The organism is Arthrobacter sp. 05L44 (assembly GCF_056397605.1).
Window position 1 is genome coordinate 103908 of record NZ_JBFTNS010000007.1, and the last position, 23856, is coordinate 127763.

26 protein-coding genes and 1 pseudogene are annotated in these 23856 nt (G+C 65.7%); 15 read left to right on the forward strand and 12 right to left on the reverse strand.

The genetic code is table 11. The features are described from left to right. Positions 1-48: 48 nt before the first annotated feature. Together AC1DHY_RS13555 and AC1DHY_RS13560 are read right to left on the reverse strand one after the other, a co-directional pair. Entirely contained in the window at positions 49-720 is a 672-nt protein-coding gene (locus tag AC1DHY_RS13555; RefSeq protein WP_476880036.1) for a YcnI family copper-binding membrane protein, read from the reverse strand. 208 nt (positions 721-928) lie between these two features. Beyond that, positions 929-1192, reverse strand: a complete 264-nt coding sequence (locus AC1DHY_RS13560) for a hypothetical protein (RefSeq protein WP_476880037.1) — start codon at positions 1190-1192, stop codon at positions 929-931. A 335-nt stretch (positions 1193-1527) separates the two neighbouring features. On the opposite strand from AC1DHY_RS13560, the gene AC1DHY_RS13565 reads away from it, so the two are divergent. Further along, entirely contained in the window at positions 1528-1956 is a 429-nt protein-coding gene (locus AC1DHY_RS13565) for a hypothetical protein (protein ID WP_476880038.1), read from the forward strand. 483 nt (positions 1957-2439) lie between these two features. Further along, a pseudogene (locus AC1DHY_RS13570) lies at positions 2440-3596 on the forward strand (IS110 family RNA-guided transposase). Between the two features lie 13 nt (positions 3597-3609). On the opposite strand, the gene AC1DHY_RS13575 reads toward AC1DHY_RS13570, so the two are convergent. Further along, positions 3610-4500 carry a hypothetical protein gene (locus tag AC1DHY_RS13575; protein WP_476880039.1) on the reverse strand — a complete coding sequence of 297 codons (891 nt, stop codon included), beginning with the start codon at positions 4498-4500 and terminating at the stop codon, positions 3610-3612. 755 nt (positions 4501-5255) lie between these two features. Here AC1DHY_RS13575 and AC1DHY_RS13580 point away from each other — a divergent pair. Further along, a complete protein-coding gene (locus AC1DHY_RS13580; RefSeq protein WP_476880040.1) occupies positions 5256-5483 on the forward strand; it encodes a hypothetical protein in 228 nt (75 codons plus the stop codon). 834 nt (positions 5484-6317) lie between these two features. Here AC1DHY_RS13580 and AC1DHY_RS13585 read toward each other — a convergent pair. The 4 genes from AC1DHY_RS13585 to AC1DHY_RS13600 form a co-directional block, all read right to left on the reverse strand. Further along, a complete protein-coding gene (locus tag AC1DHY_RS13585) occupies positions 6318-7091 on the reverse strand; it encodes a DUF4386 domain-containing protein (RefSeq protein ID WP_476903766.1) in 774 nt (257 codons plus the stop codon). Positions 7092-7307: 216 nt separating this feature from the next. Then, complete coding sequence (locus tag AC1DHY_RS13590) at positions 7308-8672, reverse strand: DUF4386 family protein (RefSeq protein ID WP_476903767.1); 1365 nt, start codon at positions 8670-8672, stop codon at positions 7308-7310. 23 nt (positions 8673-8695) lie between these two features. Further along, a complete protein-coding gene (locus tag AC1DHY_RS13595) occupies positions 8696-9457 on the reverse strand; it encodes a DUF4386 domain-containing protein (protein WP_476880146.1) in 762 nt (253 codons plus the stop codon). A gap of 78 nt (positions 9458-9535) precedes the next feature. Beyond that, entirely contained in the window at positions 9536-10258 is a 723-nt protein-coding gene (locus AC1DHY_RS13600) for a DUF4389 domain-containing protein (RefSeq protein WP_476880145.1), read from the reverse strand. Between the two features lie 197 nt (positions 10259-10455). Here AC1DHY_RS13600 and AC1DHY_RS13605 point away from each other — a divergent pair, with 197 nt between their 5' ends. The 7 genes from AC1DHY_RS13605 (at position 10456) to AC1DHY_RS13635 (ending at position 17580) form a co-directional block, all read left to right on the forward strand. Continuing rightward, positions 10456-10734, forward strand: a complete 279-nt coding sequence (locus tag AC1DHY_RS13605; protein WP_307424833.1) for a helix-turn-helix transcriptional regulator — start codon at positions 10456-10458, stop codon at positions 10732-10734. 832 nt (positions 10735-11566) lie between these two features. Beyond that, positions 11567-12607 (forward strand): iron-siderophore ABC transporter substrate-binding protein, encoded by a 1041-nt coding sequence (locus AC1DHY_RS13610; RefSeq protein ID WP_476880149.1) that lies wholly within the window; start codon positions 11567-11569, stop codon positions 12605-12607. Positions 12608-12668: 61 nt separating this feature from the next. Beyond that, positions 12669-13709 (forward strand): FecCD family ABC transporter permease, encoded by a 1041-nt coding sequence (locus AC1DHY_RS13615; protein ID WP_476903769.1) that lies wholly within the window; start codon positions 12669-12671, stop codon positions 13707-13709. Positions 13710-13744: 35 nt separating this feature from the next. Beyond that, positions 13745-14764 carry a FecCD family ABC transporter permease gene (locus AC1DHY_RS13620; protein WP_476879403.1) on the forward strand — a complete coding sequence of 340 codons (1020 nt, stop codon included), beginning with the start codon at positions 13745-13747 and terminating at the stop codon, positions 14762-14764. Between the two features lies 1 nt (position 14765). Next, positions 14766-15614, forward strand: a complete 849-nt coding sequence (locus AC1DHY_RS13625; protein WP_476879395.1) for an ABC transporter ATP-binding protein — start codon at positions 14766-14768, stop codon at positions 15612-15614. Between the two features lie 62 nt (positions 15615-15676). Continuing rightward, complete coding sequence (locus tag AC1DHY_RS13630; RefSeq protein WP_476879404.1) at positions 15677-16681, forward strand: siderophore-interacting protein; 1005 nt, start codon at positions 15677-15679, stop codon at positions 16679-16681. A 74-nt stretch (positions 16682-16755) separates the two neighbouring features. After that, positions 16756-17580 carry an SGNH/GDSL hydrolase family protein gene (locus tag AC1DHY_RS13635; RefSeq protein WP_476879396.1) on the forward strand — a complete coding sequence of 275 codons (825 nt, stop codon included), beginning with the start codon at positions 16756-16758 and terminating at the stop codon, positions 17578-17580. A 1-nt stretch (position 17581) separates the two neighbouring features. Here the strand turns inward: AC1DHY_RS13635 and AC1DHY_RS13640 are convergent, their stop codons facing one another. Next, the gene (locus tag AC1DHY_RS13640; protein WP_476879397.1) at positions 17582-17869 is read right to left on the reverse strand and encodes a YciI family protein; all 288 of its coding nucleotides are present in this window, start codon (positions 17867-17869) and stop codon (positions 17582-17584) included. 148 nt (positions 17870-18017) lie between these two features. On the opposite strand from AC1DHY_RS13640, the gene AC1DHY_RS13645 reads away from it, so the two are divergent. Continuing rightward, positions 18018-18497: a MarR family winged helix-turn-helix transcriptional regulator gene (locus tag AC1DHY_RS13645; protein ID WP_476879398.1), complete on the forward strand. Its 480-nt coding sequence runs from the start codon at positions 18018-18020 to the stop codon at positions 18495-18497. 51 nt (positions 18498-18548) lie between these two features. Next, positions 18549-19310: an SGNH/GDSL hydrolase family protein gene (locus tag AC1DHY_RS13650; RefSeq protein ID WP_476879399.1), complete on the forward strand. Its 762-nt coding sequence runs from the start codon at positions 18549-18551 to the stop codon at positions 19308-19310. A gap of 18 nt (positions 19311-19328) precedes the next feature. Here the strand turns inward: AC1DHY_RS13650 and AC1DHY_RS13655 are convergent, their stop codons facing one another. The 3 genes from AC1DHY_RS13655 to AC1DHY_RS13665 are packed head-to-tail and all read right to left on the reverse strand — an operon-like array spanning position 19329 to position 22073. Beyond that, positions 19329-20150 (reverse strand): FAD:protein FMN transferase, encoded by an 822-nt coding sequence (locus AC1DHY_RS13655; RefSeq protein ID WP_476879400.1) that lies wholly within the window; start codon positions 20148-20150, stop codon positions 19329-19331. Continuing rightward, positions 20134-20634, reverse strand: coding sequence for an FMN-binding protein (locus tag AC1DHY_RS13660; protein ID WP_476879401.1), 501 nt, complete (start codon positions 20632-20634; stop codon positions 20134-20136). Before AC1DHY_RS13660 ends, AC1DHY_RS13655 begins: the two co-directional genes overlap by 17 nt. Continuing rightward, positions 20631-22073 (reverse strand): ferredoxin reductase family protein, encoded by a 1443-nt coding sequence (locus AC1DHY_RS13665; protein WP_476879402.1) that lies wholly within the window; start codon positions 22071-22073, stop codon positions 20631-20633. Before AC1DHY_RS13665 ends, AC1DHY_RS13660 begins: the two co-directional genes overlap by 4 nt. 467 nt (positions 22074-22540) lie before the next feature. Between AC1DHY_RS13665 and rpmB the strand changes: the two genes are divergently transcribed. The 3 genes from rpmB to rpsN are packed head-to-tail and all read left to right on the forward strand — an operon-like array spanning position 22541 to position 23254. Then, positions 22541-22777: a 50S ribosomal protein L28 gene (gene rpmB / locus AC1DHY_RS13670; protein WP_011693744.1), complete on the forward strand. Its 237-nt coding sequence runs from the start codon at positions 22541-22543 to the stop codon at positions 22775-22777. After that, positions 22777-22944, forward strand: coding sequence for a 50S ribosomal protein L33 (gene rpmG, locus AC1DHY_RS13675; protein ID WP_056737121.1), 168 nt, complete (start codon positions 22777-22779; stop codon positions 22942-22944). Before rpmB ends, rpmG begins: the two co-directional genes overlap by 1 nt. Positions 22945-22948: 4 nt before the next feature. Further along, positions 22949-23254 (forward strand): 30S ribosomal protein S14, encoded by a 306-nt coding sequence (gene rpsN, locus AC1DHY_RS13680; RefSeq protein ID WP_043485315.1) that lies wholly within the window; start codon positions 22949-22951, stop codon positions 23252-23254. A gap of 400 nt (positions 23255-23654) precedes the next feature. Here rpsN and AC1DHY_RS13685 read toward each other — a convergent pair. Next, on the reverse strand, positions 23655-23856 hold a 202-nt coding region (locus tag AC1DHY_RS13685), incomplete at its 5' end, for a hypothetical protein (RefSeq protein WP_476903768.1).

Sequence of the window (23856 nt, forward strand, 5' to 3'; positions counted from 1 at the left end):
GGGCTGTGGCGGGACGGTGCCCACCCCGCCACAGCCCGGGCGGCGTCCTTACTTTTCGGCGGTCCGGGTGCGCCGGCCGGCAAGGACCAGTCCCAGCGCGGCTGCGCCGAGGACGAATCCGGCTGCCCCCAGGACAACGCCCCACACCGAAGCTCCGTCGCTGGAAGCCTTCGAGGTCCGGGCCGCGGCCGCCGGGGACGCTGCAGCCGGAGATTCAGCGGCTGCTCCGTCCTCGGCGGTGGTGGTGAATGACGGGGCCGGGTGCTTGGGTTCAGGCTGGCCCTGAGCGCTTTCCTCATCCCAGTTCACGACGGTCCCGTCGGTGTAGGTCTGGGCGGCTTTCAGGGTCACGGTCGTGCCCGCTGCCGGTAGCCTGCCAACGGAGAGGGAGAACGCCTGGTATTCGTTCTGTCCGAGCTGGTGTGTTGCGTCGGCGGTCCAGACCACGGAGCTCGGGGCCTTGGTGACTGTCGTTCCGGAAACGGTGACCGGCTTGGGCAGGTCGCTGGTGATGACCTGGACGCTCCAGCCCTCGACAGGTTTGACCGAGACCGAAGTGAACGGGGTATCGGTGGGCAGTTTGACTTCGAGCTTGCTGGTCTTCGCGGTCGGGGATTCGTTCGGGACGTTGAACGTCAGGTGCGTGTAGCCGTTGGCGCCAGTGTCGTCAGGGTTCACGGTGACGTGGGCGGAAGCGGCGGTGGCGCCCAGGACGATCATCCCCGCCGTTGCGGTGGCGGCGGTGAGGGTTTTGAGGGTACGACGGATTGAGGTTTTATGAACATGCCTTCCAAAAAGTGGGTGCGCGAACGGGCCGCTCGTGCGGCGGCGCATATGAGAGGGTCACGGCTGATCCCCCGACACCGGAGTTTCTGCCTATGGGATGGGCAGGGTCCGGCCGGGTCAGCGGCGTAGGGTCAGGTCCCGCTCAGAGAGCGGGCTGAACGCCCGGCGGCCTGCGCAGGGCAGGCAGCCGGAGGTTTCTCCACCGGGAAGGAATGAAGGTCAGGCGCGGGGCCGGAACGTGCGGCCAGTCAGGAATGACCACCGCTGTCAGGATCCGGATCAGGGGTCTCAGCCACGCGGCCAAAGCCCACACAGCTGCCTCGCCCCGGGCCAGCACCAGGGCGGTGGCCAGAGTCGCTGCGGCGTGCAGGATCAGCATCAGCGACCCCGGGGCTGCGGCGTGCAAGCCGAAAAATGGGCAGGGTGGAGGGTCGCGCGGGCACCGTCCGGCGCACTTCTTCCAGCGGTATCAAACAAGAGCGAAAGAACTTTGCTGCTGTCCGTTGGATCCTACGTGCCCGCTCCACCGCCGCAACCGTCCTGCGGACGGCAGCGCACCGGAGGGCTCGCGTCGGCGCTGCGCTTTTTTCCTCCCACAAGCCACCCGCTGCTTGCCCTGCGGGTTGCCCCGGCTCCGTCGGACACAGCTACGCGATGCTCCGCCCGCAGGCAAAAAACATGGTGGGGGAGAGGGAAGCCGGTACTCCAGGCACCCGCCCCAGCGAAACGGAGCATCACCACATGAACACCCAAACATTGACCCACGCGACCACAGGCGACACCGCCGAACCGGTCTCCGCCCCTGTCCTTCCCGCCGACGACCGGGCGGGGGACGGCTACGACTGGATGGACACCCTCGAGGGCACCGGCTGGTCCGTGCTGCCGAACTGGGGCAGCGAAGGATGGGACGCCGGATCCTGGCCGTACATCATCTTCGCCGTCGCCCGCACCCGGGACGGCAACGGGGAACTGTTCAGTTACGGCACCTACGTCGAGGGCGACACCTCCACACACTGGTTCCGGTCCCAGGACGCCTGCTTCGAAGCAATCACCGCCGAAGTGTTTTTCCACTGGGCCTCCGGCCAGTCAGACGGCCCGGAGAACCTCCCGGCCACGGCCGCCGAATTGCCCGCTGAGGACCGGAAGCCCTACCCCGGCTGGGCGGACTAGAAAACCCCCGGATGTCCCGGCCGCCAACCGGCCGGGACATCCGGAACCGCACGCCAGCATCCGTTGACAACATCATTGAGATTCCTTCGGATCGTACGTGCCCGCTCCAGCCCGTCTAGCCCCTCCTTCGTCGGGGCCTGCGGTGCAGGAAATGTCCCTCCGGCGCTCCTTCGTCGCTTATTTCCTTCGGGAATTTCCTTTCCCTTGCCCTGCGGGTAGACAGGCCTCCGTCGGGCACAGCTCCGCAAGCTCCGCCAGCAGCCAAAAAACAACTGTGAGTCTTTACGTGGCTGGTCTGGGACTAGCTGGCAGTGTTGATGCCGGTCGTTCTGCCTGGCGCGTGACTCGAAAAAACAATTGCCCCCAGGGTGCGTTTCCCCCGACCTGTCCGCGCTGGGTGGAGCGGCCGGCGTTGACCTGTCTCACGTCGGTGGCTTGATTAGAAGCTTGCCCAGCCTCTTGAGGTTGTGGCTCATCACAGTTTTGCCTCGAAGTGATACTTCCCAGGTCCAGTGCCGGTCGCTATGCGGCCAGTCTTGCCCGTTCGTCATCGGCGTGGACTGCCACGCCCGCACCCACACCTACGCCATCATCGAGGCCAGCACCAAGCGACGTATCGCGTGCGAGCAGTTTCCGACCACCCCGGCAGGGATTTCCCGAGCACTTGCCTGGGTAGGCCGACGGACAGACGGCGATGTCGCCTGTCTATGGGCCGTCGAGGGTATCGGCTCTTACGGGGCGCGCGTGGCCAGGGCAGTAACCGATGCCGGCTATGACGTCGCCGAAGCTCCACGGATGAACGCCCGCGGGCGCCGGGGAATCGGCAAATCCGACCCGCTGGACGCCGCAGCCATCGGAACCGCAGTCCTGGCCTTAGAGGAGTCCCAGCTCCGAGCCCCGCGCCGGGATGAAGGAACCCGTGCCGGGCTCAGGATCCTGAGCGCAGCCCGGGACCAGTTGACCCGGGACCGAACAATGAATGTCAATGCACTCATCGCCTTACTCCGGGCACACGATCTGGGAATCGACGCCCGCAAACCTCTGGTGCCGGCCCAGATCGCCACGATCACCAGATGGCGGGAACGACAGGAGCAGATCGAACTGTCCATCGCGCGCGGGGAAGCAGTTCGGTTGGCGCGGCGCGTTCTCGAAGTGACCACCCAGCTGGCTGCGAACCAGAAGCGTATGACAGAGCTGATCCAGGAAAGCCCAGCGGCGCCGCTGTTGGAGATGGTGGGCGCCGGGCCGTCACGGTCGCTGCTGTCCTGACAGCTTGGTCGCATCCAGGAAGGGTTCGCAGTGAAGCTGCTTTTGCCTCAATGGCAGGGGTGAATCCCTTGCCAGCCTCAAGCGGTAACACTGTCCGGCACAGGCTCAACCGGGGCGGTGATAGGCGCCTCAACCGAGCCTTGCACACCATCACCATGACCCGAATGGTGCACGACCCCGGAACCCGGGACTACGTCGCCAGACGCGCCCAAGAAGGCCGCAGCTACCGCGAAATCCGCAGATCCCTCAAGCGCTACATCGCCCGAATCCTCTACCGCCAGCTCAACTCCCTTTACGCCACCGCGGAACTAGCCCCCCACGTTGCCGGGGCAGACGGTTCAGGTGGTCCGGCACCATTTGAGGGGCCTTGAAGTGAAGACTTGGCTACTGCCCGGGACGGTTGGGAACGTCGGCGTCCCAGGTCAGGTCTGCTCCCTCATTCAGGGGCAGCGCTTCGATGGCGGGGTCCCGCACTAGTGCCGATACGAGTTCATGGCTGCCGGCGACCACTGTGGAGTCGAAGTCTATTTCCGTCACCATGACCCAACTTCTGTCAGCTGGCCACAGGATGCTCGGTGACTGCGGAAATTGCGGGGAATGGTGCCATGGGACATGATTCACCCACCCGGGGTCACGGTAAAACTGTGGCGCTGCATTGAAGAGGTAGTGGGCGCGCCCCGGCAGGTTCAGTGTTTCTCCGTTGACCACCTCTGCCGGTAGAAGGCCCGAACCAGGTCCCGTGTTCAGTGCGGCAGAATCGGAGGTATTTTCCACGGGAGTCCTGTCGTCTGAAAAAGTGAGCTGGGCATAGCCGATGGAACTTGTCAGGCCTCCCCATCCTTCCCATATGGCGGTCACGCCCTTGGTTGGTGTGGAGGTGTGTTCACAGAGGCGGGCAGCCACTGCTGCCAGTGTGTCCGGTGCGAGGTTGCCGGTTAGGGGTTCCGAATAGCGCCAGCCCTCGCTGTCGAATGTTTCCTGCCGGCTCGGTGCTTGCCCAAGGAGTCGGTGGAATTGGGCCAACGGGTGCATCTTGGTCCCGAACGCACCCGCCACGGCTGACCAGCGGACCTGTTCCTCGTCGAGGGGGAAGACGTCCGTTACGGGATGTCCGTGCCACGTGCCGGTGTCTTGCGGGCGGTCCCGCGTCACCGGATGGAAGATCCTGGCGTAGGCGGGGAAGCCCCGTGGCACAACAGCGTGCATGTCATGCCACACGGTATCCATCAGAGGCTTGAGCCATTCACCGGGCGCAGCATTGGGCAACAATTTCATGGCGCCAGCCTAATAGTCGGCACGGGGCAACCACGGGCAACGGTTGCGAAACACAGCCGGATTGAAGCTGGCGCGAGACCGTGATGGCGCACCAGCGTGGGCAGTGTCCGATAAGGGATCGTTGATCGGCCGCTCAGCCGGTGTTAGCGTGAGGGCGATTGGGGGAGGAACAGTGCTATTACTCGGGTGGGGCTTGTTGGAGCGTTTCGTCCAGGCCGACGTTGCGATCCGCACGACGGCCAGCGCGGGTGTGCCTCCGGTACCGGCTCTCGTTCTCGTTGCTCTGGTCGTTGCCCTGGCAATCCTCATGGCGCATACTTTCCGCGCTCTGCTCTGCACCCTTCCGGCTCCAGGGGCCCACTCTGTCGCGCTGGGTCAGCGTGACCTGCACGGTCCAGGCTTCCTATCTTTGGTTCTATCCGCACCCGTCGGTGGGACAGGTCCCCGCGCTCCGGGCGGACGTCCCCGTCGCCCCGGGAGCCTCCACGCAGCCCTCTAGAATCCGACTCCGACTGATTCCGGCACTCTAGCCGTACACGGCTGGAACGTGCCTCCGCGTTGCGTGCGCTGCCCCTCCCGGACGACCTTCAGAACACTTCTCTGACTGCCGCCACAAGGAGCTCATCGCCATGTCCCCCGATACCCTTTTCTCCTCACTCCCACTCCGAAGCAAGCCTCCGAGGTACCGCTGGCCGGCGCGCCGCCGCCTTGGACTGCTTTGGAGGCTCGCGCGTCGGCTCTTTCGCCGTGCGGCTATGCGAGCCACTCTGTTCGGCGGGTGGGTCTGGTTCGCGGCCGGCTCGCTGATCGGATTCGAGGCGTTCGACATCGTCTTCGGCACGTTCGCCCTCGCCCCGGAGCTGCTCCCGCTCGTCATCCTCGGGCTCGCTCTGACCTGGTATTTCCGCGGTCAGTTTCGAAGGTTTTCGACGCGTGCCCGCGCGTATCGGCGCCTCCGACGCCTACGTGCCGATCGCAGCTGACTCTGCCGGCAGGCCCAAGGTTCTGTGGACGCCTTGGCGCCCGATAGGGAATCCTTCAGCGGGCGTACTTTAACTACGCCGCTATGCTCACGGATGTTAGCCTTTCATGCGTGCCGTTGCCACCGCTCGGGTTGGGATCCTCGGCGCCCGTCCTCAACCGTGTCGTCCCTTATGAACGACGCACAACAGCTTCTGAAAGCTCGTTCGGGGTGCTTGATGAGACTAGGACAGCGGTACCTCCGCGGGCGTTGATACGCACGGAGGGGCCCCCACCAAGTAGCCAGTCGTCTTATTCGGCAGTATGCGCAAGCCCATTCCCTCGCGGATTCCCGTGGTCCGGTCGGGGGCAGCCCCTGTTATCTGGTCATAGAGGATGGTCGTCGTGAAGACACCCGCGACCCGAATATGCACCCCACGCACCACAAGGTGCACGACCGCTCGCATCAAAAAGACGGCAGTGAACAGAGCTGCAAGCAAAATCGCGAGGACCAGGCTCGTCACTATCGGGATCTCAGCGCTCAACGGAATCACAACCGCAGACGTCGTGAGCAAGCCGAAAATGAGCACACCCACCCGGTATGGACCTGGCATGCGTGTGAAGAATGTTAGATCCGAAACGTCGTGTCCTTCGTTCACCCCTCTATCGTTGCCGGAAGCGGTTCGGCCGTCCAATCAACTCACGTCCAGTCCCATCGCAAGGACCCCCCACCGCATCAGCAAGAGTAGAGGCGCCGAATTCGTCCTTCTACGGCTGCCCGTAAGCCGATCCTTTAGCGGGCGGTGCAGTCAACCAGCCTTAGCCTGAGGGCGTCAACAAAAACGGGGTTATTCCCCTCAGGTTGCTGTGGACTGGCTGGTGTCGGCGTGGTCGGTGGTCAGCGGCGTTGGCTTGAAACCTTTGACGATCAGCCAGATACCTAGGGACAGTTCGAACACGGCGACGGGCAGTGCGGCAAGAACGGCGATCGGGGACACCGCGCCGTAGGCGCCGAAGTAGATTGCGATGTCAGAGGCCAGGAGCAGCGGGGCGCCGATGAATGCGATGATCGGCAGGATCCGGGGCACCAGGGCAGAGCGGTAGAGTACGTAGCCCAGGAGCAGGTCGCAGGCCGCGGGCATCAGGCTTTGGGAGAGCAGGAATGTCCAGTTGTAGGTTGCCATGAGGCTATGACTGACTGTGACGAGCGAGGCGGAGTCCGTCCCGGCGGTCCCGGCAACGTCGTTCCGCAGGGTGAGGATCGTGAGCAGGCTGACGACGCTGACGAAAATGAGGCAGGTTTCCACGAGTCGAGCGGCCACGAACCCCAGGGCCGCGGTTTGGCTGACCCGCTTGGCCACCGGATAGAGCACCACGGCGGTGCCGATGCCGGCCAGACCGACAATGACCTCGGACAGGGCGCCCAACTGCACCCCGGCGGTGCTGCCGGTTCCCAGGACGAAAGCACCTGCGTCATCCTTCACCGCTTTGTAGAGGGCGAGGGTGGGGATGGAGACGAACGTGAGCACGTACAGGATGCCGGCGGCCAGGGAGATCTGCCTCGTCGGGTGCATGCGGCGCCGCGGGATGGGTGCTTTGATCGGCGGAGTGATGTGGGTGTTGGCGGCCATGGCGTGCTCCTTGGAACGTGGATGGATCAATAGGTGCGTTGCGGCGGGCGGCAGGGATGGAACCGCATCGGATTTCTTGGCGGTAGATCCCGGCCGGGCCGGGTGGGCTGTCCGCGGTGGTGGTTCGTTCTCTCCCAGATCGAGGTGGAACGGTGGGTAGAAACCGGTGGCGGTTTGTCTGCTCGTTTCCGGAGGGGCGGACAGTGCAAGGGGCTGTTAGGGCGTTACGGCGTATGGCTTGAGTTGCCCTCGAAGTGAGGGGGAGTTGAAGCCCTTGGCGATCAACCAGACCGGCAAGAGCACGACCTCGAAGAGTCCGCCGGGGAGCAGTATCAACTGTCCCGGTCCGGCATTCATGTCAAGAACGCCGAGGAGGTCAAGGAGGACGCCCAGGGAGAGCAGGAGGTATCCGAAGAGGCCAGTGACGGCGATGGGTCGCGGAACCAGTCGGGAGACGTAGAGCAGGTAGCACAGGACAAGACCGCCGAGGCCTGTTGGAATGTAGACCCAGAGCATCTGGTTGGGGACTACGTGCAGCTGGGTCAAGAGGTAGATACCGCCCACGGTGGAGACGATGAACTCGACGATCCTCAGGATCGGGTACCAGAGGGCCAGTTCCCTGTTGACCGTTTTCAGGACCGGATACATCAGCAGCCCGATGCCGACCACGGCAAGGCCTGAACACAGCATGAGCAGCACGCCCATCGTTGGCGGTGCCGTTGCGGTACCGCCGTCCCCGAAGCTTTGTATCAAAGAATTTCCGATCACCGCAGTGATCATTTGAACGACAAACAAGGCCCCTACGATGATTGCGACCATCCTTCGCGACATGGCGTTTACTTCCCTTTGATTGGTTGACCCGGAGATCGATTGGTTATTCCGGGGATCCGGCGTGCGCCGGTCTTTGTCGCGATCAGGGTATTGGTGAGGGCGAGGCACCCCGCTGGAGCGGTCTGGAGGGCGCGGCGCAGACGTGTTCAGCCTGATGTTCGCGGTGTTGTCCAAGATTGGATCCTGTGGCGTGCTGCCGTCGACGGACTCGTTCCGGTCGTTCTGGAGAAACCCAATCGGTGGACCATCGATCGTGACTGCTCGCTCTGGGGCATGGATAAAGGCGAGATCGACTCCTTCGGTGCCGCTGACCTTTACCGCAGCTACCTTGAGTCGGGTCAGGAGGGCCGTGTTCATTGCTTGGAAGCCCGCCTCGGTCCTCTGCAGGAGTTTCCCGGTGAAGGGGATGAGGGCTCCGGAAAAGGTCTCTGCTTGCACCAGGCGGGTGCGGCCTTGTTCGAGCGGAATCAGTGTGAATGAGTGCCGGCCGTCGAAGAGTCCGGGGATGCCCATGGTTCCGAGCCACTCCAGGCGCTGATCGGGCTGGACAATAGTGACCCGCGGCTTGAACGTCATCGGTCTGCCCCCTGCCGGGGCGATGCGCACCTGGAGACGTTCTCCGACCGCGAGGACCCCGGACATGGAGGTAATGAAGGGGTTCCAGCTTGCCATCGATGCTGTGTCTATCAGGTGTTTCCAGACCACCGACGGTTCTGCCGGAAGGTCAATCCTTGCCTCTATATGTTCCATGGCTACTCCTGGACGGTGCGCTGTTAGCGAGCTGGTTCAGGTTCGGATGAGATCCCGGCAGCTGTGGTGCGGGGCGTCTTCACACCGCGGATGAGTAGATAGGCCAACAGTGAGACCTCGCAAATGATCTCCGGCAGGATGAAGATGGCAGCTGATGTGTCCGCTAATGAGGGGGCGAGGAACCGTGTCAGGGCGTCGATGACGTAGCAAACGGTGGCGAGCATGAGCACGAATGAAAGCCATTTGGGGAACAGGCCGGATCGGTAACCGAGCAGGCCAAGAGCGAATAGCCACAGCCAAGTGAATTGGGCGATCAGGTAGCCGTAGTGTTGTAGGTCCATCAGGAGCAGGACCAGCGCGTGGGAGCCGTCCGCTCCCAAAGCGGTGAGGTAGGAGGTCTGCGTCGCGACGAGCAGTGCCCCAAGCTGATTGACCATGTTCAGGCATGTGATCGCGGCTGAGACTGCGACGAAGACGACCATGGCGCGGGCGATATTTTTACCCGCGTGGGCCAACAGCCGATAGAGTGTCACAGCCATCACGAGCCAGACCATCGTTTGTACAAGGTCGGCAGCGAAGCTGAGCCGCACCAAGGTGCCGTTCGCCACGATATTCGCCGCGGTCGCCGCGGCGTCCCCTGGCGCGTACACATTCACTCGCACAACCTGTGCGAACGCACCGAGGATCGCGACCACAAGGTACAGCAGGCCCGCCATCCGCGCCAGCCGCACAGGCGACGCCGGTGGCCCGGATGTTGGCTGGAGGAAGCGTTCGGTGGTAGTCATGGGGTGCTCCCGTGTGTATTTGCGGTGATGAGTTCGGATCAGTGGCGCGCGACGTACTCCGGGCGTTGGGTACCGGCGTCATGGGATGACCGGTGCGGGCATCATTGGGGCGTCGTCAGAGGCGATAGCGGATGGTGGTGGTTCACTGCTGCCCAGGTCGAGCCGGAGCGGCGGGTATTGGTCGGTCATCAGCGCTGCGTAGGCGGTCACGCGGAACACCCAGCGGTTCATGCCCATGAGGAGGTCGAACACCCCGCGGGGGTAGCGGCCGGCAAACAGCAGGACGAGACCGGCGATGCAGACCAGCAGGCCGATCAGTCCGCTGCCGTAGGCCCAGGCGTTGCCATCACGCACCTGGTTATAGCCGGCGAAGGCGGCTCCGGTGAACACACCAATGATCAGGTAATGCGGGAGCGCGAGCAGCCACCATTTCACCAGCACGAGTCCGCGGGAAAGCGACTGCGGGTATTCAACGGACAGCCGTGCCGGATAGCCCGGATCGTCGGCCAGCGTGAACGGCGGATAGACGTCGGTGCCCAGGGCGCTGTAGGAGTAGAAGCTGACCCGCCACGTCCAGCGCAGCACGCCGACGTTGAAGTCAAAAATTGCACGCGGATAGCGTCCGCTGAACAGGATTGCGAAGAACGCCACCACCGAGAGCACCAGGAAAGCGATCCACAGGAAGAACAGAACAATGATGTGCGGGATGATCAGCAGCCATTTGACGAGCCACAGCCAACGGCTCAGCTTTGGGGATTGCCCGCCGTCGAGAGCGAGTGGGTATGAAGTTTGTTGTCCCATGAGAGGCCCTTCCTTGGGCTATAAACGCTTGCCCAATCGGGGCGTTGGCGTTACAGCGGCGGGCGGGGTCTCTCTAGTTCGGCCAGGTCCGCGAGTCTGTCGGCGGTAGGAGATTCTGCGCCGATACCTGCAACGGTAGGCCGTTATGCCGGACAGGTCAATGGACACATGTCTTTAATGACAGTAAAATTGGAGGCATGGCTGAATGGAGTTTCCTGACTAATCACCTGCACGCGCTCTACTGCGTCGCGCGCCACCCCGGGATTCGCATACGTGAGATCGCCGAAAGCGTGGGGGTCCAAGAGCGGGCGGCGCACCGTATCGTTTCGGATCTGGTCGAGGGCGGTTACTTGACCCGCCGCCGGGTCGGGAGCCGCAACTTCTATGAGCTGCATCCGAACCAGCCGATCCGACGGGAAGGACTGGACGAGGTCGCGGTCGGTGAGATCCTCGACGTACTCCTCAGGCGGGAGTAAGAAGCGGCCCACACCGAACGCCTGCCTACAACGCGTCCCGTTGGACGGCAGCGTTCCTCAACTGCGGACTGATCTCTTTGTGGCGTCATTCGGTGATCACGTTATTTTGCACCGGCGCCCGTAAGTCGGTCGATCACCGTGCTGCGGAGGCCCGCCGCCACGCTCCGCGCGGTTGCTGGCCTGGGCGATGTACGTATGACCCGCACGGTGAAATGAACGATGAGGGGGCGCTCACAGCAACCTGGATTCCTGCGAAGCCTGACCACATGACCATCTCGGAAAACAAGAGTTTTTCGAGACACCTTTATGCCTCCTTAGGCCGGCCGTCCGATCGGATGGGGGTCAGGTGCTCGGCGTCTCGGAAAGTTGTCTCGCCCTGCTCCATCTCGCTGGGGTTGGATCAGTGGCTTTAAGAGACGGAGTGAGAGAACGCTCGGCTGTTCCGAAACTCTGCGCGCAATCGGGGAGTAGGTCTTGAACGACCGTATTTGCAGTGGTGAGTGCGGTGCTTAGAAGTAGCGGCTATGGCAGGGGCAAGTGACAGGGCTTGCCAGCGAGTCATGTGTCGGCATGCGAATCACCGCGGGTCTAAACGAGTGACCACCAGGGCCAGGACCTTGGGTGTTCGTTGCAGGGGCCCAAGCAGGATGCCACTCACCAGCGCGTATTCTCGATCAAGCAATTAAGTTACTCAAACCTTTCGTAATTATTCGAAGGGTAGGCTAGCCTTACTTAGGTTCGCATCACTTACCTAAGGAGTTCCGTGGCTTCCGCCGACTTCCCCCGCCCCTCCGGCCCTACCGCCGGCCGCCGTCCCCTCCGCCAGGCCACGGTGAGGATCGCGGCACTGCTGGCCGCCGTCGGCCTTGGCCTGACCGCCTGCTCCACCGGTCCGGTGGCATCGACGCCCGCCACTGCAGCACCTGCCGAGGACTCCGCGTTTCCGGTCACCATCAAGCACGTGTACGGGGAGACCACCATCAAGGCGCAGCCGCAACGCGTCGTCACCGTGTCGTGGGTCAACGACGACGTCGCCCTGGCCCTGGGTGTAGTCCCCGCGGGGATGCCCAAGAACGAGTGGGGCGGCAACGCCCAGGGATCCACCCCCTGGAAGGACGCTGCCCTGGAGAAGCTGGGCGCGGGACTCGGCTCCGCCAAGGCACCGGCCCAGTTCTCCGAGGCCGACGGGATCAACTTCACCGAGATTGCCAAACTCAACCCCGACGTCATCCTCGGCGCCTACTCCGGGCTGACACAGGAGGACTACAGGAAGCTCAGCGAAATCGCACCCGTGGTGGCCCAGCCGGAGGTCGCGTACGGAACGTCATGGCAGGATTCCACGGCCATGATCGGGAAGGCCCTCGGCAAGCAAGCCGCTGCCGCCCGGCTGGTCACCGACACCGAGTCCACCATCAAGGACAAAGTCTCGAAGTACCCCCAGCTGGCGGGCAAGACCTTCATCTACGGCAACCTCGAGCCGGCCAAGAGCGACGGCATCAACGTCTACACCGCCAACGACAACCGGCCCCGCTTCCTCAGCGAGATCGGCATGAAACAGGCCGCCGTGGTGGACGAAAACTCCCAGAACTCCAAGGAATTCTTCATCCCCTGGTCCGCTGAGAAAGCCAACGAGCTCAGCTCCGACGTCTTTGTCAGCTGGGTTCCCGACGCGAAGACCGCGGAGTCGATCAAGAACGACCCCCTGCTGGGCCAGATCCCGGCGGTCAAAAACAACGCGCTCGTCGCTGACACGGACAACACCCTGACGCTGTCCATCTCGGCGTCGTCCCCGCTGAGCCTGCCGTGGGCCCTGGACAAATTCCTGCCGCAGCTCGCTGACGCGGCCGACAAAGCCGCTGCCGCAGCGAAGTAGGCACCTTCCCGTGAGCCTTGTGACGACGACGGCGGACCCTGCCGCCCCCGCTGAGCCGGCCGTGCCCGCTGCGCCCGCCGTGCCCCGGGACCCGGCGCCCCGTACGGCGGGCGCGAGCCGCGCCGCGTGGCTGCTGGCCGCCGTCGTCGTCCTTGCCGTGGTGACGGCGGCGTCCCTAGCCGTCGGCGCCCGCGGCCTTGGCCCCGGGACAGTGTGGCAGGCCTTGACTGCTTTCGATCCGGCCGACGGCGACCACGCCGTGGTGCACGCCCGCATCCCACGCACCGTCCTGGGCCTGCTGGTGGGCGGGGCCCTGGGGCTCGCCGGGGCGGCCATGCAGGGGGTGGCCCGCAACCCGCTCGCCGACCCGGGCATTATCGGCGTCAACGCCGGGGCCGCCCTGGCCGTGGTGACGGGAATCTACGTCTTCGGGATTTCCTCGCTGCAGGGTTACATCTGGTTCGCGTTCCTTGGCGCGGCCGTGGCGGCCGCCGCCGTGTACCTCATTGCGTCGCTGGGCCGGGACGGGGCGACGCCGGTCAAACTGGCCCTCGCCGGCGCGGCACTCAGCGCCGGACTGTATTCGCTGATGAACGTCATCCTTGTCTCCAGCCAGGACACCCTGGACCGGTTCCGGTTCTGGCAGGTGGGCGGCATCGCCGGGCGCGACTGGTCCGTCATCAGCGGCGGACTCCCGTTCCTGCTGCTGGGCGCGTCCATTGTGCTCGGCACGGGCCGGAACCTGAACGGCCTGGCGCTCGGGGACGAGCTCGCCAGCGGTCTCGGGCAGCGCGTTGGCCTCACCCGGGGCATCACAGCCCTGGGAGTCGTATTGCTGTGCGGCTCGGCCACGGCCCTGGCGGGACCGATCGGGTTCGTGGGGCTGGTGGTTCCGCACGCCGTCCGTTTCCTCACCGGCCCCGACTACCGCTGGGTCCTGCCGTTCTCGCTGGTGCTGGCCCCGGTGTTGCTCCTGGCCGCCGACGTTGCCGGGCGGGTGATCCTGCTGCCGGGTGAGGTGCCGGCCGGAATCATGACCGCACTGGTGGGCGCTCCCGTGTTCGTCTGGCTGGTCCGCCGGAGCAAGGGGGCCGGATTGTGAGCGCCGCAGTCACCGTACCGCCCCGCGCCCGGAAGATCAGCCGGACGGCGGCGCTGGCCGTTGGCGTGCTGGTGCTCTTCGCTGCGGCCGTCCTGCTGGGCAGTTACACCGTTACCGTCCCGGACTTCGCCAGGATCCTGGCCGCCCATGTCACGGGCGGACCCAAGATTCCGGGCGCGAGCTTCATCGTCATGGAGCAGAAGCTGCCCCGGGCCGTCGTCGGCAGCATGATCGGAGCGGCGTTCGGCCTCGCCGGCGCCCTGTTCCAGACGATGCTCCGCAACCCCCTGGCCAGTCCGGACGTGATCGGCATCAGCTCCGGGGCCAGTGCCGCTGCCGTGACGGCCATCGTCGTTTTCGGGGCATCCGGTGCCGCTGTCTCCGGCGCCGCGCTCGCCGGCGCGCTCGGCGTCGCCGCCCTCATCTCCGCCATCTCCCGCCGTGGTGCGCTCGGCGCCGCCGCGGGCCGGGGGGATGCGGCAGGCAACCGGCTGATCCTGGCGGGGGTGGGCATCGCCGCCGCCCTGCAGGCGGTGGTGAGTTTCCTGATGACCCGGGCGGACATCCGGACTGCTGCCGACGCGCTCGTGTGGCTCAACGGTTCGCTGAACTCCGCCAGCTGGGACCGGGCCGGTACCCTGGCCGCCGCCCTCCTCGTGCTGGTTCCGGCCGCCGCGGTCCTGGCCCGGCCGCTGCGCCTCCTTGAACTGGGCGACGACACCGCCGCGGGCCTGGGGATCCGCGTCGGACTGACCCGGCTCGGCGTCGTCGTGACCGCCGTGGCCCTCGCGGCGGTGGCGACGGCGGCCGCCGGCCCCGTCGCTTTCGTCGCCTTCCTCGCCGGTCCCATTTCGCGCCGCTTTGTGGGCAAGGCCAGCCTGCCGGCAGCCGCCCTGGCCGGGATGCTGATCGTCCTGGCCGCCGACTACCTTGCGGCGAATCTCGCCCCGCTCGCCCTGCACGGGACCGTGCTGCCGGTCGGCGTCGTCACCGGCGCCCTGGGTGCGCCGTTCCTGCTGTGGCTTCTGGTCACCGCCAACCGAAAGGACATCTGAGATGGCTACGCTCCGCGCCGCCGGCCTGACCCTGAAATATGACCAGCGGACTGTCATCGAGGGGCTGTCCACGGAAATCCCCGAGGGCAAAGTGACCATGATCGTCGGTGCCAACGCCTGCGGTAAATCGACGTTGCTCCGGGCCCTGTCCCGCCTCCTCAGACCGGCGGCCGGCACCGTGACGCTCGATGACCAGGACATCCGGACCAGGCCCGCCCGGGAAGTTGGCCGCCTGCTGGGCCTTCTTCCCCAGCATCCGACGGCGCCCGACGGCATCACCGTCCGCGACCTGGTGGGCCGCGGCCGCTTCCCGCACCAGGGCTTCTTCCGCGGCTGGTCCGGCGGGACGTCCCCGGAGGACGAGCGCGCCGTGCGGCGCGCCATGACCGCCACGGACACGCTGGACCTCGCGGGCCGCTCCGTCGACCAGCTTTCCGGCGGCCAGCGGCAGCGCGTGTGGATCGCGATGGCACTGGCCCAGGAAACCGAGGTGCTCCTGCTCGACGAACCCACCACCTACCTTGACCTCGCGCACCAGGTGGAGGTCCTGGACCTGTTGACGGACCTGAACCGCAGCCGCGGCACCACCGTCGCGATTGTGCTGCACGACCTCAATCTGGCGGCACGCTACGCGGACCACGTCATCGCCATGAAGGCCGGCCGCATCCTCGCCGAAGGCCCGGCGACGGCGGTGATCACCGAATCCCTGGTCCGCGACGCCTTCGGCCTGGAGTCCCGGGTGATCCCCGACCCCGTCTCCGGCGCCCCGCTGATCCTCCCGCTGGGCCGCCACTACGCGGCTCCGGCCCCCACCCACCTCCCAAACCCGCACCTGGAGCTGATCCCATGACCGCAACGTTCCGACCGTCCCCGGCCCCTGCGGCGCTCGCCTCCCCGCCGGCCGGCGAGCCGATGACGCTGGCCTTCGACGTCCGGGTCACTGCTGTGGAGCAACTGAGCCCGAGCTACCGCCGCATCACCTTCGGCGGGTACTCGCTGCGGCACTTCGGTGTGCACGGCAACACCCTGGACCTGCGGATCAAACTGATGATCCCGTCCCGGGCCGTCGACGGTTCAATCATCGAACTGCCCGAATTCCGGACCGGGACGCCGGGCTGGTATAGCGAATGGCTGGCCCTGGACCCAGCGGTGCGCGGCGCCATGCGTACTTACACCGTGCGGCAGGCACGCCTCGATGCCGTCTATCCCGAGATCGACGTCGACTTCGTGCTGCACTTCGACGCCGCGGGCAACGGCGGCCCCGCCGCGGACTGGGCGTCCACCGCCACACCGGGCGACAGCCTGGTCCTGATCGGGCCCAACAACCGGGCCGCGCACTGCGTCACCGCAGGAAGCTACGCCGGCATCGAATGGCGCCCCGGCCTCGCCCAGCGGGTACTCCTCGCCGGGGACGAGACGGCCGTTCCGGCCATCGGCGCGATCCTCGAGAGCCTGCCTCCCTACCTGAGCGGCCACGCCATTCTGGAAGTTCCGACGGCGGCCGACTTCCAGGACCTCACCTCGCCGGCAGACATTGCCATCACCTGGCTGGCCCGTGACGCGGCGGCCGGACCGCGGCCGCACGGCGAACGCCTCCAGTCCGCGGTCCGCGCGGCCGTGCCACCACCGGGCTGGGTGGGTGTCAGGCCCGCCGGGTCCGCCGCGGGGCCGGAACCCGAGGACGTCAACGTGGACAGCGACATCCTCTGGGACACCCCGGCACGGCTGGACGCGGCGGCGCTGGAAGCCGGCCGGAACCCCGGAAAGCCTGCCGGCGCCCTGCCCTTCTACGCCTGGATCGCCGGCGAGGCGGGCACCGTCAAACAACTCCGGCGGTACCTGGTACGGGATGTGGGGATCGACCGGAAGCAGGTCGCGTTTATGGGGTACTGGCGGCAGGGGAAAGCCGAACTGTAGGACCCTGGGGGCGGGCCATCCGTTGTGCCCCGCGCGTTAACCCCGGCGTCGCCGGGCAGGGTTAGCGTGGCGCCATGGCCGAGAACCACCTTTCACCCGGCGCCCACGGACGGCGGATCTACGTCGCGCTGGGAGATTCGTTCACCGAAGGCGTGGGGGACCGCAGCAAAAGCCTGCCCAACGGGGTGCGGGGCTGGGCGGATCGGGTGGCCGAGAAGCTGGCCAAAGCTGACCCCGGGTGGGAATACGCCAACCTCGCCATTCGCAGCAAGCGCCTGCGCCACATCATCGGCGAGCAATTGGAACCCGCCCTCGCCATGGAACCGACACTGGTCACCCTCTATGCCGGCGGGAACGACATCCTGGACTTCGGCACAGACATCGAAGACCTGATGGACGACTACGAGTACCTGGTGGCCAAGCTCGCCGCCAGCGGTGCCACCGTGGTCCTCTTCACAGGATTCGACGTCAAAGTCTCGGTGCTGCTGGAGCCCCTAAAGCGCAGGAACAACCTGTACAACCGCCGGGTGCGGGAACTGGCGGCCTGGTACGGGGCGGTCCTGGTGGACTACTGGTGCTTTGACGCCTTCCACGACCCCCGGATGTGGGACACGGACCGGCTGCACATGTCCAAGGCAGGGCACAAATATCTTGCCGCCCAGGTCCTGGACCACCTGGGTGTGCCGCACACCATCAGCCTGAAGGACTGGGATCCGCCAGTGCGGCTTGGCCTCCGGGACTGGGAACGGCGGCAACGCCGCTGGGTGCACGACTGGGTGCTCCCACTCTTCGGCCGAAAGCTGCGGGGCGTCACCCTGGGGGACCAGCTCAGCCCGCGCTGGCCCGAACCCGTGAAGGTCCCGCGCAAGGGCGGACTGAAAAAGCTCGTGGCGCGCTGACCTAACTGTCCAGCAGGTTCTCGTAGCCCGGCGCGACCCGGCTGGCGTGGAACTCCTCGACGTCGAAGTCCGCCACGCCGTTGACGTAGAAGGGGTCCATGGCCAGTGCGGCGTCAAGCTCGGTGCGCTCCGCATTGGACAGGAAGAGGCCGCCGGTGCGGGGAATTTTGCGGCCCGCCACCATAAAAACGCCACGGTCGAAGGCGTCCTGCAGCCAGGCGACGTGCGCCGCCAGGTGGAAGTCGACGATGTCCTCAGGAACCTTGTAGGTCAGGGAGACTACGTACATAGCGCCAGCCTACCGCGTTGACACCGCCGCCAGGAGGCCCGTCCGGGAGCACTCACCTCAAGCCCTTCCAGGGCCCGGAGCGGCCTCCCCTCGCATTTCCACCGTTCGAAGTTGAACCGTCAAGCTTCAATGCTCCTAGAATGGAGCCATGACCGAACCGCGCTGGCTCAACGCCGACGAACGCCGTGCCTGGCTGGCCCAACTGAGCATCAACACGCTGCTGCCCGCCGCCCTGGACACCCAGCTGCACGCGGCCGGGAAGCTCTCGATGTTCGACTACAACGTGCTGGCGATGCTCTCCGAAGCCGAGGGCCAGTACCTGCCCATGAGCGAACTCGCCGCCCGCACCAGCGCGTCCCTCTCCCGGCTCTCGCACGTGGTCACGAAGCTGCAGAACCGGGGCTGGCTGGAACGCCGGCCGCACCCCGGGGACGCCCGGGTCACCACCGCACACCTCACCGACGCCGGAATGGCCACCATTGTGGGGCTCGCCCCGGGGCATGTGGAGGCCGTCCGGTCCTTGTTCCTGGACGCCCTGGACCCGGACGACGTCGCCCACCTGGCCCGCATCGGCGAAAAGATCGTTGCCCGGCTCGACGCCGACCACTGGATCCTGCGCGAAGACTAGCCCCCGAACGGCGCCTTGGGTGCTCTCAGCCAGAGATGGCAGACTTGCTCCATGGATTTCACCGCCCGCTACGTTGCCCTCGGAGACTCCTTCACGGAAGGCGTCGGCGACGACGACCCGGGCCGCCCCAACGGCGTCCGGGGGTGGGCGGACCGGGTGGCCGAACAACTCTCCGCTGCCGACCCGGGGTTTGGCTACGCCAACCTCGCGATCCGCGGCCGGAAGCTCCGCCAGATCATGGCGGAACAGGTGGATGCCGCCGTCGCACTTAAACCCACCGTGGTGACCATCTACGCCGGGGCCAACGACATCCTGCGCCCCAAGATCGATATCGATGACCTGCTGGTCGAGTACGACGCCGGTATCCGCAAGCTCACAGCCACCGGCGCCAAAGTGGTCATGTTTACCGGGTTCGATGCCCGCGGCTCCAAAATCTTCGGGACCATGCGCGGCCGCACCGCCATTTACAACGAACTGGTCCGCGGCATCGCCGGCGACCACGGCGCGCTGCTGGTGGATTACTGGCGGTTCAGCGAATACTACGACTGGGGTATGTGGGCCACTGACCGTATGCACATGTCGCCCGCCGGCCACGCCAACATGGCCCAGCGCGTCCTGGCCGTCCTAGAGCACGACCACTCGATCGATGTCCCGCCAATGACGCCGGTTCCCGAACTCAGCCGCGCGGAGGCACTGCGCGCAAATGCCCGTTGGGTGCGTGAATTCGCGGGGCCGTGGGTGATGCGCCGGGTCACAGGCAAGTCCTCGGGCGACGGCCTCTCGCCGCGGTATCCGCAGCCCGTCCGTCTTTAGAACGACGTCGGCGGCCGGCTAAGCGCGGAAGCCTTGGGTCGCGAGGATTCCGCCGTCGATCCTTATGGCGAGCACCTCGACGTCCCATCCCGCCGTGGCCCGGTTCAGCATCGGGATCCCTCCCGCCACAATGGCCGTCGCGAGGACATCGGCGGTGACAATGTCCGCCGCCGCAACCGAGACCTGCTGGAATTCGCGGATCCTCGCACCGGGGGTCCAAATGTGGTCGCCGCGTTCGGCGGAGCCCGAGGTGGCCAGGGCCGCTGCGCTCGCTGGGCCCGCTCCGTCCGCTCCGCCCAGCGGGTAGGCGGCAATCAGGGTGCTCCGGTCCTGCGGATCGACGATCCCGGCCTGCCACGATGCCCGGCTGCCAACGATCGGCGAGCCGTCCACCAGTACGTCGCCGCCGGCGTTGAGGCACCAGTCGGCCAGACCCAGTGAGTGCAGCGCGGCCCCGGCTTCCTTGATGGCGACGCCCTTGACCAGGCCGGAGAGGTCGGGCACGCCGTCCGGCCGCTCCGGGGTGAACGCGCCCTCGGTGCGGAGCCGCCAGTCGGCGGCCTCGGCGTAGCGATCGCGGAACTCCTGCGAGGCATCACGCAACGACAGTTCGCCGCGGGCCACCCGGCTCGCTTCGGACCCGGGCCGGTAGAGGCTGAAGCGGGCATCGAGCTCGTCGAAACGCTGTTCGACGACGCCGGCGGCTTCCGTTAATACGGCCGCAGCCGTTTCGCTCCAGCCGCCGGGTCCCACCGGAACCGTGAGGCTGATGACCGTTCCCATGCAGTGGAAGGTCCGGGCCTTGAGCTCCGGATGGCCCAGCTCAGAGGTGGGCTGCATCGAGGGCCGCCTGGAGCGAGGTCAGGTACGCCGAACTGGTGATCGTGGCGCCGCTGATGGTCTGGACGTTCGCCGACTGGGCCTGGAGGACCTCGGAACGCAGCAAGGGAGCGGCGTAGTTGCTGATCTGCACGGACCGGCCGTCCTCATTGGTCAGCTGCAGCGCCGCGACGTCCGATATGGTTCCGCCGCTGACCGTGATCTGCACCTGGACGGGCCCGAACCGGGTTTGTACGACGTCGCCCGCGTACGTCCCGCCCGCTTTCGCGGCCGCACCGGCTGAGCCGATCGACCCTGAGGAACCCGTGGACCCCGAGGAACCGGAGGTGCCGCTGGAGCCCGTGGTGCCGGACCCGGCGCCGGTGGAACCCGCTGTGGTGCCGACGGCGCTCGCCGTTTCCGCCACGTGGGCGCCGGACTGCCAGCCGGCCAGGAGGATCCCGACGGAGGCCAGGGTTGCTGAAACTACTGCGCGAATTCTCACCAGTCGAACCTTTCGTAGTGGAGTTGTTCTTCCCGCACACCGGCCCGGCGGGCGTCATCCAGGACGTTCCGTGCCCAGGCGGCGGGCCCGCAGACGTAAACGTCGGCGTCGGCCAGGTGGGGTGCGTAGCTCGCCAGCCGGTAGCCGGACCGGGCTTCGGCGTCGGGCTGCCAGGTCTGGACACCCCTGGGCCGCCGGCCGGTGAGGTGGAACAAGGTGGCGCCACGGCGTTCGCAGAGCTCGAGGATCTCGTCATTCAGGTACAGCCCGGCCCGGCTGTGTCCCCGGAGGATCACCGTCGCATCGCCCGGCGCGAACGGTGTGCTTTCCAGCAGGGCGCGGATGGGGGTGATGCCGATGCCGGCGCCCACCATCACGACGTGCCTGCGGCTACGGGCCGCGGTGCTGAAAAGTCCATAAGGCCCCTCGATCGCGACTTTGGTGCCGGGCCTCAGCCGGGCGAGGGCGGCCGAGCCCCGTCCCAGGTTCCGGACGGTAATCCGCAACCGGCCGGCGCCGTCGGCCCCGTACTGAACCGGCTCAGCCGAGAGGCTGAACGGGTGCGGGTGCCACCACTGTCCCGGGGCGAGGAACCGCCAGATGAAGAACCGTCCGCCGCTGCCGGCCAGCTCGTCCAGGTGCCGGCCGGTCATCTCGATGCTCACCACCCCGCGGTCAACGCCCACCACCCGGCTGACCCGCAGCTGGTGACGGAACGTTGCGACGATTGGCTCCAGAACCCGGTAGTGGAGCAGTGCGGCGCCGGTGGCGATGCAGACGGCCAGCCAGTACCAGCGCTGCCAGGTGCCCTGGGCGAACAGTCCGCCAACGCTGAACTGGTGAGGCAGGGACGTCAGCACCGCGGCATAGGTCAGGAGGTGCACCGCGTACCAGAACTCATAGGGAAAACGACGGCGGACCGCCACCAGCGAGGTCACCACCGCGGCGATAAAAAGCGCCATGGAGATGAACGCCAGCCACATGTCGGGGACCTTTACCCACAGGGCTACCGATTCGCTGATCGGGTCGAGCCCTTCCGCGAGGCCGTAGCCGATGGCTATCAGGATGCCGTGGGCCAGCAGGAGGTACAGCGAGGGCTTCCCGAGTTTGCGGTGGAATTCCAGCGCACGGTCGTGGCCGACGGCGGAGTCGATGACCTGGAGCCTAGCAGCCAGGAGCAGCATCAGCAGGACCAAATCCATGCCGGCCAGCCCGGCGACGATCCCGGCTGCCGTGAGGGCGCCGGCGAGGTTCGTGATGCCGGCCGCCCCGCCGTCGGCCAGCCATAGGGCGATCGCTGCCGCTACTGACGCCCACGCTATGACGGTGAGGAGGTCTGCCCTGAACAGGCGCCGCCGGTGCTGCCCTGCAAAGGGATTTCCGGCAGCCGGAGCAGGTCGGGCAGCTGGCTGCAGGACTGTCTGGGTCGGTGTGTTCATGGCTCCAGAGTCTGCCCGTTGCCTTTCATTTTGCTGTGAAAGAACTGCGTCGCGGATGTGACTCACCTGCACGGGTCCGCCTCCGCTTATACACCCTGGGCGGCCGGATTGGTCTTTAATTCGCCAAGCTCGTAGACTTGGTAGGCGCTAGGTGGCGCGGAGCGTGTGCAATTGCTCCGGTTGGCGGGAATGTCTGGAAGTTCAGGCAGCCCGGTGGCCGGTAGTTAGGGGCTCAAGTTGCGCGCATTCCTGTATTCGCCCAGCATCCCGGCCCTTCCCGGTGGTTCCCTATGGATATCACCGCTTGGTGCCCGTGACCCACAATATTCACCGCAGTCCTGACTGCAGCCGGCCTGCCGGTTGCTGAACGCCTGCTGAAGACGGGGCTGGATGCGGACGCCGCCTACTGCACGGACCTGCGGGAACTCCGCAAGCCGTTTCATTTCATTTTTATGAGGAGAGTCGTCATGGCAGCACACTGCCAGGTGACCGGAGCCGAGCCGGGCTTTGGACACAGCATTTCGCACTCGCACCGCCGCAACAAGCGCCGGTTCGACCCGAACATCCAGAAGAAGCGCTACTGGGTTCCGTCCCTGCGCCGTAATGTCACCCTGCAGGTCTCTGCACGTGGCATCAAGACCATCGACGTACGCGGCATCGACGTTGTCGTCGCCGCCATCCTGGCACGAGGAGTGAAGCTCTAGTGGCAAAGGACAAGGACGTACGTCCGATCATCAAGCTCAAGTCGACCGCGGGCACGGGTTACACCTACGTGACGCGCAAGAACCGTCGTAACGACCCGGACCGTATGGTTCTGCGGAAGTACGATCCCAAGATCCGCCAGCACGTCGAATTCCGAGAGGAGCGCTAAACACATGGCTAAGAAGTCAATGATCGCTAAGAACGAACAGCGTAAAGTCATCGTCGAGCGTTACGCTGCAAAGCGCCTCGAACTGAAGAAGGCTCTGGTTGACCCCAACTCAACCGACGAAGCACGCGAAGCCGCACGCCTGGGCCTGCAGAAGCTTCCCCGCAACGCGTCGCCGGTCCGCCTGCGTAACCGCGACATCATCGACGGCCGCCCCCGCGGTACGTTCCAGAAGTTCGGTATCTCCCGTGTTCGCTTCCGCGACATGGCTCACCGCGGTGAGCTCCCGGGCATCACGAAGTCTTCCTGGTAATTCAGAACTCCTGAAGCCAGTGGCTTGAAAAGGGGCCGGCAACCATATGGTTGCCGGCCCCTTTTGCCGTTAAGCGCCGGCGGCACCCCCGACCATCGGGGAACGCCGCGGTGACGGAGCACACACTCCCAATGTCCGACGCCGGTTGGCCCGGTTGGGGGACTGGCGGCCCGTTTTGCCCCGCCGTTCCGCGGATCCTGACGCCTGGGGGGTGGTGTGGGGGTCGATTTGTTCGGGGTCGGTTTGGTGTGTAGAGTAGTTCGAGTCGCCGCCGCTGATGCGGAAAGATAGCGACCGACTCCCTTTCTAAACGGCCTGGAAAATGGTTCGCAGTTTTGCGTGCTGTTGGCGGGTGGGGGCCTGTTCGTGGGACTGGTGATTGGCGGTAACGCTGATTTGCTTAGGACTGCTGGAGCGGGTAAGTTTGAAAAGTTGCTCCGGAGCGAGTCGCGGCCCTGTAGGGGGTTGTGGTGGTGCCGGGTGTGTCTGTTGTTTGAGAACTCAATAGTGTGCCAAGTTTGTTGATACCAATTGTTTTATTGATTGGTTGTTTTGGCTGTGTTGTCCACCCCGTGGATGGCATGGTTTTTACAGCTGGTTTC